Raw genomic sequence first — 13,411 nt, forward strand, 5'->3', positions numbered from 1 at the left:
AATGCGGTGCTGTGTCGTCTCTTAAATATTTATCGGCTTATTCTCTTGACTTACAACAGCAAATTACCGAATTGTTAGACTCAAATCGTTTAACTGACTATCTGCTGAAAAAATATCCGCTAGTGCATAGCATACCTAACGATAATGCTTTGCGTGAATATGTCATCGCATTAAAAAATCAATATCTTAAGAAATCACAACCTCTGAGTAAGGTAGTGTTTGATAAGAAGATTCATGTGGTTGATAACGCCCTAGGTTTGCACAGTTTTGTTTCCCGTGTACAAGGGGGAAAGCTTAAAAGTAAAAATGAAATTCGAATCAGTACGTTATTTAAGCATACCCCGACTGAATTTCTCAACATGATAGTGGTACATGAATTAGCGCATTTGAAGCAAAAAGAACATAACAAAGCTTTTTATCAACTTTGTTGCCATATGTTGCCCAATTACCACCAAATCGAATTTGATGTGCGAGTTTATTTGACGCATCTTGAACAAAAAGGTGAGGTTTATGTTAACCCGCCGCAAAACCTTCCATAAGGTATCCATGAACTATCAATTTATACGTAATCTGCAAGGTATTCCAGTGGCCCAATTTGAAATGGGACATGAAGCATTTTCCCGGTGGTTTTCTGAAGAACTGGGAACAAGCCAGCATAAAATAGAGGACATTTTTGTTGCAATCGACAGATTAGAAAAGCGTCAGATTAAGGAGTATGTGCTAGCCGGTAAAGAGATCAATCTGCGAATCGATTATTACGAAGTAGAAGTTAGATCAAAAGATTTGGATATGGATGGACCTGATGAGCTGCCGGAGGGAACTGAGTTATATGATCAAGAATCCATATCTGGTTGTGGATTAGAAGATTTCACCCAAGTATTGCGTTCGTGGCGTGACTTTGTTGATGAAAAGTAAATCATCTTTAGTCAAGGTATAGGCTGTGAATAATATCATCGTCGATACTTTTGTGGCACCAAAATGCCTAGAAAAGATAAACATACTTTATCAAGATGCGTCTATTTTGTTGATTAATAAACCCAGTGGTTTGCTTTCGTTATCGGGTAAAAACCCGCTGAATTACGATTCGGTCCATTTTCGTTTAGTTCAAGAGTTTAGTTGGGCCACTATGGTTCACCGCTTGGATCTAGGTACATCCGGTATTATGGTAGTTGCTTTGAATAAACAAGCTAATTCCCATCTGGCTAAGCAATTTCAAATGCGTACTGTGCAAAAATCCTATATTAGTTTACTCCAAGGCCACCTTAATCAGAATACTGGCCAAATTAGTCAACCTATAGCCAAGGATCCAAACCTGTTTCCTAAAGTCAAAATCTGTTCTATTCACGGTAAAGAAGCGGTGACTAATTACAGTGTTCTGGAACGACTAAACAGTCCATACGCAACTCGTGTTCGTTATCGTCCTCAAACGGGCAGAACCCATCAACTACGGATTCACAGTGAATATCTTGCGCACCCCATTTTAGGTTGTGATTTATACGGTACTTGTGACAGTTACAAAGCTGCTAACAGACTAATGTTACATGCTGAAAGCATAGAGTTTGAACATCCGACAACAGGTAAAAAAGTACAGGGGATATGCCCAGCACCATTTTAAATCCAACCATGTTTTCTAATTTTTCGTAGTCAGGGTTTGTCCTTTACTTATTTCGTTGAAGCGAATTCCGCTACCCTATTATCGAATACGCAGACTTGGTTTTTGCCTAGTGCCTTTGCTCGATAAAGAGCCTGGTCAGCACTTTTAATTAAAATTGTTGGTTTATCGTTTCTATTCGGTATTAAGCAGTGCATACCGATACTGACTGTGGTTTTTACGGCTATTTTTTTATCTTCATCTTTGCGTAACGACATGGCCGTTTTTTCAACAATCTTGCGAATATCTTCGGCCACTTTTAATGCGCCAGCATGATCTGTATTGGGAAGAATACAAGCGAACTCCTCTCCGCCATATCGCGCGACTAAGTCATCGGGGCGATGTGCACAGGAGGTTATTTTTTGCGCCAATATTTTCAAAAATTTGTCTCCGGCCTGGTGACCATAGCTGTCATTCAAATGTTTGAAGTTATCTGCATCTATCATCAGCAGTGCTAGTGGCGTTTGCTCCCGAGCACAAGATAACCAGTCAGTTGTTAACTGCTCATCGAATTGATAACGATTACTTACCCCAGTTAAACCGTCTATTAAAGCCAGTCTGCGTAACAGATCCGATTGACGTTTTAGCTGCGCGTGACTCTGTACTCTGGCCCAAGTAATGGTGGTATTTATGGGTTTGCGGATAAAGTCTACTCCGCCTACCTCAAAACCTCTGACTTCGTCGGCTTCATCAATATTAGAGGTGATAAAAATGACCGGAATGTGTGAAGTTAGCACATTTTCCTTAATTTTTTCACAGGCCTGAAAGCCATCCAAGTGCGGCATATTGATATCAAGCAAAATTATATCTGGGAGCAATTCATTTGCCATTTCAACGCACTTAACCCCATCACTTGCCATAAAAATATGGAAGTCATTTTGAAATACTTCGTAAATCTGTCTGACCACAAGAGGCTGATCATCGGCTATCAGCATTATCGGTGTTCGATTTGAAATGTTGCCAAAACCTACCTGTTTATTTGTCATTAGTTTTACCCTGTTGACCATGGCCTGATTGATTTAGTAAGAAGTTTAATGCGGGTTCAAATTTTAACTGGTCTATATATTTCTTGACTGTTATTAACTCATTTTCGTTAGGGTACTGCTGTTGCAATTTATCAACATATTGAATGATAGTGAGATCATTTTGCTGTAAAAACTGAATGATCTTTTTACGTTGCTGAGGTTGCAATTTGGACTCGCGAGTTTCTTGTGAAGGCAGATTGTTTTCAGTGGGTACGAACAAATTCTGCAAGCGCTGTAGATTGGAAGCATGGAGTTTAGGAAGCGTTTCTAACATCTTCGCTAGTTGAGCATCGTGCAGTTGATTCTTTTTCACTGACTCATGAAATGTATTCACGTAATTGTAAACATCATTTGCTCCTATTGTGCCAGATATTCCTTTTAAGGCATGCAGAGCTGTACCTATTTGGTTAATATCTTTAGTGCTTTTTAGCACATCGAATTGTTGAATAAATTCTTGCGCGTACAGTGGTATTAAATTTACCACTAACTCTTGATTATGACCAAAGCGCTCGAGCACTTGCTGTTTTAGTTCAATGTCAGACAAAGAACCAGGGCAAGTCACAGCTTTATCCAGATCAGTAGGTTGCTTATCCAAAACCGCCAGAATAGCCTCACATAACTTGTGCAAACTAATGGGCTTAGCTAGGTGCCCGTTCATACCTATTTGGTAATAATTCAATTGATCTTCAGGTAAGTGATCGGCGGTCGCGGCAATAATCGGTAGCTCATCGAATCGACGGTCTTGTCGAATTTTTTTGGTGGCGGTTAAACCGTCCATCACAGGCATATTGATATCAATTAAAAGCACGTCAAACCTATTGGGACTGATGTGCAGTTGTGTTAGCACTTGTTCTCCATTTTCAACCGCCAATACGGTTGCACCTGACAGCTCGAGTAGACGTTTTAAAGCTTCCAACGTCAGCGCATTATCGTCTGCTATCAGAATGGATATGCCAGCTAATCTTTTCACCTATAAATACACCTTGTCTTTATGTGTCAAGAGACGGTTGTACGAAATTTTAATCGTAAGTGGCCAGTGAGCCTGTCGACTGCAATCTACATGTGATTGACCTAATCAACGTGATAGACTGAAACTTCGGATTATTTTCGCAATGGGTTTAATTTGGCTGTGGAATGCTAGAAATCGAAACCATCATTTTTATGCGCTTTACAAATTGAGCATTGCAACTTGCGCACCAAGACGGATAGGCTAAGCCAGTTAGTGTTAATAGTTCGGTGGAGTCTAAAGTCTAATATCCTAGGGGCGTGTTAATTTGACTGAGATTACTTATTCAAAGTGAATCTGTCATGAGTAAAATTTTCAATAGTGTGAAAAATTTGCACGAATTATTTGGCTTAGTGAGCTTTGAGTGGACACTTATTCGTCGATAAAACGTTACTAAAACAATGATGTCGTTTAATTTTTTGATGATAGGTTGGTACTAAAAAATGCAAGGTTAATGGTCAATCCGGCTATTATGAACTAAAAATGGAAGCATATTCTGAAGATTGAAAAAACGAGTTCAGGAACAATAAGAATAAGAATTGCAAATAGTTAAGTGATGTTTCTCAACTTCGTAACAAATTTATGTTGTTTCAACATACTGATTTTTAAAGGACGATGACGTGTTAAAAGTATTATTGGTTGATGATGATAGCGAGTTTACAGATGTTGCCTATCAAATTATTGAATTTCTGGGCCATGAAGTATCTGTAGCTGGCTCTTTAAAAGAAGCCAGACAATGGCTTGAGCATCAACATTTTGATCATATTTTACTAGACTTTATGTTGCCTGACGGCAGCGGACTACACTTAATTGACGAATTGAACTTAAACAGCACAAAGCAAACCTTTATCACTTTAATTACTGGACACCCTTCGGTAAAAGGTATGTTGGCAGGCTTATGCGGCCCTAATGTTAATTATCTAGTTAAGCCATTACAGCGTGAAGACATCGAACAAGTGTTGAATCGCAAAACTAAAAAAACAGCTAAAAAACAAAACAATTCTTTGCACTTCGGTTGCTTGATCGGTGAATCAGCAATAATGAAAGAGCTGTATTTAATGATTGAGAGAGTGGCTAAAACTAATGCCAACGTTATGTTGATGGGAGAAAGTGGTGTAGGTAAAGAAGTAGTCGCTCAAGCCATCCATTCAGCTAGTGATTGCGAGGGGCCCTTAGTGGCTACCAACTGTGGGGCTTTATCTAAAGAACTGATCGGTAGTGAATTATTTGGTCACGAAAAAGGTGCGTTTACCGGCGCCGTTGGACGTAAAGAGGGGGTGTTTGAGCGAGCGGAAAATGGCACGCTTTTTCTAGATGAAGTCACTGAAATGCCTATTGATATGCAGCCCAACTTATTGCGGGTTTTAGAATCTAAACGAGTAACGCGATTGGGAGGCACTAAAGAAATCGACGTCAATTGTCGAGTGGTTTCCGCGACCAATAGAAATATTAGTGAATTGGCTGAAAGCAAAGTATTACGGGAAGACATCTATTTCCGCTTAGCTGTGTTCCCAATTGATATTCCCACCCTACGAGAGCGAAAAGAAGACATCCCTTTGTTAGCGCAAGCGTTTCTTGAAGAGCTTAATGCGGAAAATGGAACATCTTTTGCTTGGAATGAAGCTCAATTAAAACGATTATCAGAATATGATTGGCCAGGTAATGTAAGAGAACTTCGCCACGCCGTGCATCGGGCTTTCATTATGAGTGATCCTGAGTCATCAAATATTGATTTACCGAGCAGCTTTGCTTCACCGTTCGCTTCTAATAAAAAAGCGTCGAATCAAATTTCAGCTGGGCAAACTATCGAAAATGTTGAAAAAGAATTGATACGGGCGACCCTTGAAAAGGTTAATGGTAGTAAAACCCTTGCTGCCGAAATGCTCGGAATCAGCACAAAAACGCTTTATAACCGTCTTCACGCCTACGGTGATTTTGAAGAGTAATAGTAATAGGAATTTCAATGACGATAACAAGTAATGAAAATCTCGATATCCGTACCATGATTCATGACGCGAGAGGACCTTTAAACCGGATTTCAATGAATGCCGAGTTAGTCAAATTAGTACTAGAGAATGATTTACCGCGTGATAAAGCGCTTGATGCATTGAATAAAATTATTACTGCTTGTCAAGACTGTAGCGACAAGCTCCAAGCAATAAGTAATTCCCATAAAAACATTGGCGAATAACGTCGTTGTTTCACCTTAGTTTAGTCATAGAGTGAGAATATATGAAACAACGACGTTTATTTGGCAATACTGTTTTTACCTGGTTTACCGTCACTATCATTGTATTGGGGGTAATCAGTGTTAACGCTTATTTAGCGGTGAAAACTACCAAAGACCTGGCTAAAGTCCAAGAAAGTTTGACTAATACAGGTAATGTTATTTTAGTGCTTGATGAGTTACATCTGATGATACTTGCCGCTGAAAGCAGTCAACGGGGATATCTATTAACCGAAATTGAAGAATACCTTGCACCTTATATTAATTCAGTAAAACAACTGTCTGATCAGATTGAAAAAGTTCGTGTAGTTGAAGTTGAAATTGTGGGTCAAAGAGCCTTGATCGACGAAATAATTAGGCTTACTGAAATGAAAATGGAAGAAATGGAGAAGACCGTTTTGCTTGCCCAAGCGGATAAAGAGCGTTCGGCAATTCGGCTGGTCAAGGGAGGTGAGGGTAACGAATTGACCAAAGATCTAGACCAGTTGTTTTCGCAAATAATTGACAATGAACTGACCTATCGGAATTTTTTGTACAGCAAATTAAATCGCTCTGAAAAAGAATCTGTGTTTACTTTCTTTACTTCCGCTATAACCAGCGCATTATTGCTACTCGGTTTAATTGTGTTAGCTAGATTAAATTTGGTAAGTGAAGAAAAATTCAGAAATTCATTGGAAAAACAAAATCAAAACCTCGCGCTGAAAGTGGATGAGCGAACAGAAAAGTTAACGGTTTATTCAGAAGAGCTTGCTCGCAGCAATAGAGAGCTGGAAGATTTCGCTTTTGTCGCTTCTCATGATTTACAAGAGCCATTACGTAAAATTCGTGCCTTTGGCGATAGGCTGCATTCCGATTATTCTGAGCAACTCGGAGAAAAAGGGGCGGACTATCTAAATCGCATGAAGAATGCGGCTGAGCGTATGTCTAATTTAATTAGCGATTTACTCGAGTTTTCTCGGGTATCCACCCGAGGTAAAGATTTTACTGATGTCGAAATGTCGACTGTAATTTCGGCGATTGAAGGTGATTTGGAAATCGCTATTGAAGAAAGCAAAACCAAGCTTATCGTCTCTGAATTACCTGTAATAAAAGGTGATCCCAGTCAGATGAACCAATTGTTTTTAAATTTATTGTCAAATGCGATTAAATTTAGAAAACCAGATGTTGCTCCGGTGATTGAGTTGCAATACCAACTTGAACAGAGTGCAGGCGTTGATGGTAAATCCAGTGGCGATATGCATGTCTTTATTTTAAGCGACAACGGTGTGGGTTTTGAAAACGAATTTGCAGAAAAAATATTTGTTCCATTTCAGCGATTACATGGGCGAAATGAATATAAAGGAACAGGGATAGGTCTAGCGGTATGTCGACGCATTGTTGAGCGACATGGCGGGACTATCTCTGCGACCAGTGAATTGGGTAAAGGGTCGACTTTTGTGATTAAATTACCTACCGATGCTGTACTTAACAAAATTTAATTTAAGAAATAAATAAGAAAGGAAGTAAATGCCTTATTCAAATAAAAAGTCATTAATAATCTTAATGGCAGATGACGATGATGATGACCGATTGTTAGCACAAGATGCTTTGAACGAAAGTCGAGTGTTGAATAGTCTTAAGTGTGTGGAAGACGGCGTAGAGTTAATGCACTACTTAAAGCGCGTGGGGAAATATGCTGATAAGGAGATGTACCCTCGACCCGGTTTAATTCTGCTCGACTTGAACATGCCTCGCAAAGATGGTCGCGAGGCGCTGGCAGAAATCAAAGCTGATCCAGATTTAAGAAGTATTCCTGTGGTTATTTTAACGACTTCTAAAGAAGAAGAAGACAAAATCAAAGGATATGGTTTAGGGGCTGCTTCTTACATCACTAAACCGGTTAATTTTGAAGGTCTAGTGGAAGTAATGAAGGCACTCGGAAAATATTGGGTCGAAATTGTAGAATTACCCGAGAACAAAGAGTAATTGACCAAGGTGATTGATTAATATGGATGTGAAATCAGCGCGAATTTTGATCGTGGAAGATGACGAAGATGATTATATTCTAACGCACGATCAATTGGAAAAACTCGACCGTCATCGATTCGAGATCGATTGGGTGACAAACTTAGAAGATGCATTAGAGCAATTAAAACGTAATGATCATGAGATTTGTTTACTCGACTATCATCTTGGTGCCTATACAGGTATCGACGTTTTAGATAAGGCCCAAGCACTAGGATCTCATGTTCCGATTATCATGCTAACTGGACAGTCGGATGACGATCTCGACAGATTAGCATTGAAAGCGGGGGCCGCTGATTTTTTAGTTAAGGGAGATATAACCAACGCTAGATTTACTCGAGCGATCCGCTATGCGATTTCTCGAGGTGAGATTGAAAAAGCACGGCAGCAAAGTTTAGACGCGGAGATTGAAAGTCGTTCTAAAGACAGGTTTATAGCCCATTTGAGCCATGAATTGCGAACCCCACTGACTTCTATTTTGGGCTATACCGAACTGTTATTAAACGGTGACAAAGCCAAAGATGCACAAAAAGAATTATCAACAATTCTAAATAATGGGCAGCACTTACTTAGTCTACTTAATGACATTCTTGATTTATCGAAAATCGCGGCAGGAAAACTGCAACTAAAACCTGCAGATGTGATGCTAAGCAGTTTTGTTGGTGACATATTGACGCTAATGCAAATGCCAGCCAATGAAAAAGGGTTGAGTCTTAAATTTTATTCGTCACCTCAAGTGCCTGAATTCATAAATGCTGATCCGACTCGTCTTCGCCAAGTTATCATCAATTTATTGTTCAATGGGATTAAATTTACTGATTCTGGAGAGGTATCCCTTACCGTTGATTTTGATCCTGAGCATCCTGAACAAATTCGATTCATAGTGTGTGATACCGGTATTGGTATTGCTGAGAGTGAAATCGACGTTATTTTTATTCCTTTTCAGCAACTCGAAGATGTAACGCTAAAAAGAGAGCAGGGAGCTGGGCTGGGTCTCGCGATTGCCACCGAATTAATTAGACGGATGGAAGGCGAGATAAATGTTACTTCAGAATTGGGTAAGGGCAGTGAATTTACCGTTAGTCTAAAGCTTCCTAAACAGTTTAGGGAAAACCTTAAGCCTTTAAACGTGAAAGTCTCTGATTTAGTGGCCACTGAACAATATGCACCACTGCGCGGGAAAATACTCATTGTTGATGATTTGCTTGATATAAGACAGTTAGTCGGTGAAATGTGTCGCTCATTTGGCTTAGAAGTGTTTTTCGCAGCAGATGGAAGTCAGGCTTTAGAGGCTATTAAACAGCCTGACAGCGCGTTTGATTTAGTGGTAATGGACATTCATATGCCAGTCATGGATGGACGTAAAGCGATTGTTGAAATACGAAATTACGGTTTTTCCAAGCCTGTATTAGCATTAACTGCGGCCAATATGAAAGGCGTAGACATCGAACTTACCGCGTTGGGCTTTGACAACATTATTGGTAAGCCGATCGATCAAAGTTTACTGTATCAATCGATTGCTAAATATTTGAAGCACAATGCGCAAGGGACTAAATTAAAAACTGAAATCGCTAATCTAACATCAAGTTCAAAGCAGACGTTATCAACAGTATTAGTGGTAGAAGATGATGCAGATTCTGCTGAATTAATCGTGCTTTTGCTTGATAGTCTTGGCATCAATGCGCAGAGTGCCAGTTCCTGTGAAACCTGTTTAAAACTGATCGCGCAGAATGAGTTATACAGTCATATTCTACTGGATAAAAATCTGCCTGATGGCAATGGCCTAAATTTAGCGACAGAAATTAGTCGAATTCAGCCTAATTGTGATCTCATTATTATCAGTGGCGAAGAAGTCAGTGCTGAAGAGTTAAGGAGTCACGGTATAAGCAATTCATTGCTCAAGCCAATTAGTCTACAACAGCTGCAAAGTGTATTTTCTTAGCTTTTTGTAACTGATTGATTTGCTCAATAAGTGAGTAGAATTGATATATTTAGGAAAACTTATCGCTATTTAGCTCGTGCTTTTACTGACAACAACAATTAGTGCTTTTTAAAACCATGGCTTATCGGTATTGAATATGTTGTTCATACACACGAGAAGGACGTAGTGTAGAGTCCTATTTGAGTTCATTTTTTAATGGGGTGTGAATTTTTTATGCTAAAAATATGGGCTTACAGGGCTTTATTCTTATTCGCTGTAGTGTGTCCACAGCTCCACGCGCAAAGCGATCTTGGTCCACCTCCAACAATCGTAGAAGAATCAAATGTTATCTGGGATGAAATTCAGTCCTATTGGCTAGAATTCCTGCAAGGATTGCCCTCGGTGATTTTTGGTTTGGCAATTTTTATCGTTTTCTATCTCTCGTCTCGTTATATCTCAGAGTTAATGCTCAAGCCTCTTTCATACATGAGTTCTAGTTTACTTATCAGAGTAGTCATTCGTCGAATTTTTCAATTACTTATTATTCTGTTGGGAACTTATATCTTTCTGCGTTTCGCAGGTTTGAGTGAATTCGCTGTGGCAATTTTAAGTGGCACAGGAGTGGTTGGTTTAATCATCGGTTTTGCATTTAAAGATATCGCTGAAAACTTTATTTCTAGTTTGTTATTGAGTATTCAAAAGCCATTTAAAATAGGCGATATTATTGAAGTTGATAACCGAATTGGAGTGGTAAAACAGGTAACCGCTAGAGCAACCACACTATTAGATTTTGACGGAGATCATATTCAAATACCCAATTCGACAGTTTATAAAAATGTCATAAGAAATGTGAGTGCTAACCCTAATTCACGAGGCAACTTTGTTATTGGTGTTGGTTATGATTCAAGTGTTGTAGATGCGCAAAAGTTAGCAATGACAGTGTTGCAAATCACCGAAGCAGTGTTAGATGATCCCGAACCCCAAGTTTTAGTGGATAATCTAGCCTCTTCAACAATTAACCTTAAAGTGTATTTTTGGATTAATACGCATCAACACAGTTTGTTAAAAGTATCGTCGTTATTGATGAGAACCATATTAAGTGAGTTTGAAAAAGCGGGTATTAGTATGCCCGATGATGCACGAGAAGTTATTTTTCCTGAAGGTGTTAAATTAATCGGCGCAGAGCAGGTGATTTCCGAATCTCAAGAAAGCCAGCAGAGTGGCCAAAAAACCAATAAGCGTTTGAAAAAACAGGAAAGTAAATTGGATAATCAATCTCTATCTACTAGAATAGAAAGCGAAGAGCAAGGGACAGAACATATAGATGATTTGAGTAGTGATGCAGATACTATTCGTGAACAAGCTAATTCGGCAAGGGACCCGGAACAGGGACAAAATATACTTTAAATTGAATATTAAATTTTGTGTTGATGGATAAAAGGAGTCATCCTAATTGAAGAGCATGCAACGTACATATCTTTCCTTTTTGTATCTTAAGATTTTTAAGGTCAGCTGTGTGTTGTGTCTATTCTTTATGAGCGTGGCAGGAGCTAAAGAACTATTATTGCTAGCTGCACAAGAACACGAACCTTACCTTGGAATAAACTTACCCAATCAAGGCTACGTGCATCAAATTGTTACTGAAGCATTCGCAAGAAAAGACGTTCATGTTGAGTTTGTTTATTATCCTGCAGCGAGGGCTCAGAAACTTGCTGCTGAAGGCAAGGTCGATGGAATTTTGCCGGTTTATTTCAGTGATACTCTTTCTCAGACTTTTTTATATTCTGCTCCTTTCCCAGGGGATGTCATTGGCCTTTTAAAACGCAAAGATACTGCAACTTCTGTTGTGATTGATAAAAATAATAGTGTCAATGAAACATTGCAAGGCTTGAGTAAATACCATTTTGGTTTGGTTCGCGGAAGCGCTTCTGAACACTTGGTTGACCAAACTCATTTTCTAAGTAAGCAATACGTCTCAAATAATTTAATCAATATTGATAAGTTGTTCGCCCGACGCATTGATTTTGCGCTAATCGATAAATACAGCGCTGGTCATCTAATCGTGTCGCACCGTCCTCATATGATTGGAAAATTAGAATTTGTTTACCCTCCACTTGTAGACAAAGAGTTTCATATAGCCTTTACAAAAAGTAATTCGAATGCACAGAGGTGGGTGAATTTATTTAATCAAGGTTTAGCATCGATGATTGCTGATGGTCGATTTGCCAATATTTTGGCCAGGCATGGTTTTTCGTCTTCACCTAAAGAGATAGATAAGGATCTTCAAAATCAAAAATTAGTGATAGGTACGGTGAATAATGCTGACATGCTGATTTTAAAAGACCTTTCTTCTCATTTCGAGTTGGATAATCCTGATGTGCAACTTGAATGGAAAGTGTTAGATGAAGGTGTGTTACGCAAGAGGTTGTTAACTGATCTAGCTATTTCTGCAGGGCAGTTTGATGTTATGACCATTGGTTCTTATGAAATACCCATCTGGGCAAAAAATGGCTGGATTGCGCCGATCGATTCATTGCCTGAAGAATATGGTTTAGACGACATAGTTGATAGTGTGAAAAACGATGTCTCTGTAGACAAACAACTTTTTGCCCTGCCTTTTTATGCTGAGTCCTCGGTAACCTATTACCGTTCAGACTTATTTAAACAAGCTGATATTGTTATGCCAAAACAGCCTACGTTTAATCAAATATATGAATTTGCCAATAAACTAAATGCACCTGAAAAAGGTATTTACGGTATTTGTCTGCGAGGTAAAGGTGGTTGGGGTTCAAATCTGGCATTGATCACTACTATGGTAAATAGCTATGGAGGTAGTTGGTTTGACTTAAATTGGCGTCCTCAAATTGAGTCGAAAGAGTGGCACAACGCAGTTTCTATGTATGTGGATTTGCTTACCAAATTTGGTCCCCCCAATGCTGTGGAAAATAATTATATTGAAAACCTAGATTTATTCCTAAAAGGAAAATGTGCTATTTGGGTTGATGCCTCAATTGCCGCGAGTTCTTTGGTTAATTCGACTCAGTCGACGTTTAGCCAAAATATCCAAATGGCCAATGCTCCCATAGCTAAATATAAGAATGGTTCTAATTGGTTATGGACGTGGTCGTTAGCAATACCAAGTTCTGCGTCAAATAAGGATGCGGCCCTTAAGTTTGCACAGTGGGCCACTTCGGCCGAATACATTCAGTTAGTCGCTGCAAAATATGGTTGGCAATCCATTCCCCAAGGGACTCGCAAGTCAATATATAAAAAACCTGAATATTTGCAAGCTGCACCCTTTGCGCCTGTCGTAATTGACACCATCAATAACATCGATTTGTATCATTCTACGTTCCAGCCCAGTCCTTATTTGGGAGTACAATTTGTACCTATTGCTGAATTTACATCAATGGGAGATCAAGTTGGTATGTTGCTAGAAAAAGCGTTGAAAAAAGAACTTACAGTAGAGTCTGCGTTAAAACAAAGTCAAGACTTGGTTGATAAACAAATGCGGATATCGGGTTACTATTAATCCTAAATACAACTTAGATGAGATTCCTTCACTAAAATTTCCTGC

General features: G+C 39.1%; 12 protein-coding genes. 10 read left to right on the forward strand and 2 right to left on the reverse strand.

Annotated elements, in window-relative coordinates:
• Positions 1-11: 11 nt before the first annotated feature.
• The 3 genes from VUI23_RS08210 to VUI23_RS08220 are packed head-to-tail and all read left to right on the forward strand — an operon-like array spanning position 12 to position 1,615.
• Positions 12-539, forward strand: coding sequence for a M48 family metallopeptidase (locus tag VUI23_RS08210; RefSeq protein ID WP_216047389.1), 528 nt, complete (start codon positions 12-14; stop codon positions 537-539).
• On the forward strand, positions 511-915 hold the full coding sequence (locus tag VUI23_RS08215) for a YacL family protein (RefSeq protein ID WP_252728884.1): 405 nt from the start codon (positions 511-513) through the stop codon (positions 913-915). The genes VUI23_RS08210 and VUI23_RS08215 overlap by 29 nt, the downstream gene beginning before the upstream one ends.
• Positions 916-940: 25 nt before the next feature.
• Positions 941-1,615, forward strand: coding sequence for an RluA family pseudouridine synthase (locus VUI23_RS08220; protein ID WP_216047390.1), 675 nt, complete (start codon positions 941-943; stop codon positions 1,613-1,615).
• A 47-nt stretch (positions 1,616-1,662) separates the two neighbouring features.
• Here the strand turns inward: VUI23_RS08220 and VUI23_RS08225 are convergent, their stop codons facing one another.
• Positions 1,663-2,637, reverse strand: a complete 975-nt coding sequence (locus VUI23_RS08225) for a diguanylate cyclase (RefSeq protein ID WP_342807748.1) — start codon at positions 2,635-2,637, stop codon at positions 1,663-1,665.
• The gene (locus VUI23_RS08230) at positions 2,627-3,646 is read right to left on the reverse strand and encodes a response regulator (protein WP_342807750.1); all 1,020 of its coding nucleotides are present in this window, start codon (positions 3,644-3,646) and stop codon (positions 2,627-2,629) included. The genes VUI23_RS08225 and VUI23_RS08230 overlap by 11 nt, the downstream gene beginning before the upstream one ends.
• A 656-nt stretch (positions 3,647-4,302) precedes the next feature.
• On the opposite strand from VUI23_RS08230, the gene VUI23_RS08235 reads away from it, so the two are divergent.
• The 7 genes from VUI23_RS08235 to VUI23_RS08265 all read left to right on the forward strand — a co-directional run bounded on the left by VUI23_RS08235 (position 4,303) and on the right by VUI23_RS08265 (position 13,366).
• Positions 4,303-5,628: a sigma-54 dependent transcriptional regulator gene (locus VUI23_RS08235; RefSeq protein ID WP_216047393.1), complete on the forward strand. Its 1,326-nt coding sequence runs from the start codon at positions 4,303-4,305 to the stop codon at positions 5,626-5,628.
• A 17-nt stretch (positions 5,629-5,645) separates the two neighbouring features.
• Positions 5,646-5,873 (forward strand): histidine kinase, encoded by a 228-nt coding sequence (locus tag VUI23_RS08240; protein ID WP_216047394.1) that lies wholly within the window; start codon positions 5,646-5,648, stop codon positions 5,871-5,873.
• Positions 5,874-5,914: 41 nt separating this feature from the next.
• Positions 5,915-7,387 carry an ATP-binding protein gene (locus VUI23_RS08245; protein ID WP_342807752.1) on the forward strand — a complete coding sequence of 491 codons (1,473 nt, stop codon included), beginning with the start codon at positions 5,915-5,917 and terminating at the stop codon, positions 7,385-7,387.
• A gap of 28 nt (positions 7,388-7,415) precedes the next feature.
• Complete coding sequence (locus VUI23_RS08250; RefSeq protein WP_216047396.1) at positions 7,416-7,874, forward strand: response regulator; 459 nt, start codon at positions 7,416-7,418, stop codon at positions 7,872-7,874.
• Positions 7,875-7,896: 22 nt separating this feature from the next.
• The gene (locus VUI23_RS08255; protein ID WP_216047397.1) at positions 7,897-9,855 is read left to right on the forward strand and encodes a hybrid sensor histidine kinase/response regulator; all 1,959 of its coding nucleotides are present in this window, start codon (positions 7,897-7,899) and stop codon (positions 9,853-9,855) included.
• A 213-nt stretch (positions 9,856-10,068) separates the two neighbouring features.
• Positions 10,069-11,241, forward strand: a complete 1,173-nt coding sequence (locus VUI23_RS08260) for a mechanosensitive ion channel family protein (RefSeq protein ID WP_216047398.1) — start codon at positions 10,069-10,071, stop codon at positions 11,239-11,241.
• 109 nt (positions 11,242-11,350) lie between these two features.
• The gene (locus VUI23_RS08265; RefSeq protein WP_342807754.1) at positions 11,351-13,366 is read left to right on the forward strand and encodes an extracellular solute-binding protein; all 2,016 of its coding nucleotides are present in this window, start codon (positions 11,351-11,353) and stop codon (positions 13,364-13,366) included.
• The last annotated feature ends 45 nt before the right edge of the window (positions 13,367-13,411 follow it).

It is taken from the genome of Alteromonas sp. M12, assembly GCF_037478005.1.
Lineage (GTDB): Bacteria > Pseudomonadota > Gammaproteobacteria > Enterobacterales > Alteromonadaceae > Aliiglaciecola > Aliiglaciecola lipolytica_A.

Coding starts and splice junctions, on each gene's coding strand:
- VUI23_RS08255 (WP_216047397.1), top strand. CDS start 7,897: ATGGATGTGAAATCAGCGCGAATTTTGATCGTGGAAGATGACGAAGAT.
- VUI23_RS08245 (WP_342807752.1), top strand. CDS start 5,915: ATGAAACAACGACGTTTATTTGGCAATACTGTTTTTACCTGGTTTACC.
- VUI23_RS08240 (WP_216047394.1), top strand. CDS start 5,646: ATGACGATAACAAGTAATGAAAATCTCGATATCCGTACCATGATTCAT.
- VUI23_RS08250 (WP_216047396.1), top strand. CDS start 7,416: ATGCCTTATTCAAATAAAAAGTCATTAATAATCTTAATGGCAGATGAC.
- VUI23_RS08215 (WP_252728884.1), top strand. CDS start 511: ATGTTAACCCGCCGCAAAACCTTCCATAAGGTATCCATGAACTATCAA.
- VUI23_RS08225 (WP_342807748.1), bottom strand. CDS start 2,637: ATGACAAATAAACAGGTAGGTTTTGGCAACATTTCAAATCGAACACCG.
- VUI23_RS08260 (WP_216047398.1), top strand. CDS start 10,069: ATGCTAAAAATATGGGCTTACAGGGCTTTATTCTTATTCGCTGTAGTG.